Source organism: Rhodococcus sp. Chr-9, from assembly GCF_000801125.1.
GTDB lineage: Bacteria > Actinomycetota > Actinomycetes > Mycobacteriales > Mycobacteriaceae > Rhodococcus > Rhodococcus pyridinivorans.
The window spans coordinates 1-300 of the sequence record NZ_JTIZ01000083.1; the positions used below are offsets into that span (position 1 = coordinate 1).

At 64.3% G+C, this 300-nt stretch carries 1 protein-coding gene; it reads left to right on the top strand.

Annotated features, from left to right (window positions below):
* On the top strand, positions 1 to 300 hold a 300-nt coding region (locus tag QR64_RS11890), incomplete at both ends, for an LLM class flavin-dependent oxidoreductase (RefSeq protein ID WP_039585309.1).

Sequence of the window (300 nt, forward strand, 5' to 3'; positions counted from 1 at the left end):
AAGGGCATGGAGCTCTACACCGACAAGCTGTTGCCGGCCGTCGCCGAGGGGGCGGAGAAGGCGGAGCGGGATGTGGCGCAGATCGACAGAATGATCGAGATCAAGATCTCGTACGACACCGATCCGGACAAGGCGTTGGAGAACACCCGCTTCTGGGCGCCGCTGTCGCTCACGCCGGAGCAGAAGCATTCGATCGATGATCCGATGGAGATGGAGGCGGCGGCGGATGCGTTGCCGATCGAGCAGGTCGCCAAGCGGTGGATCGTGGCGTCGGATCCGGACGAGGCGGTCGAGCAGGTC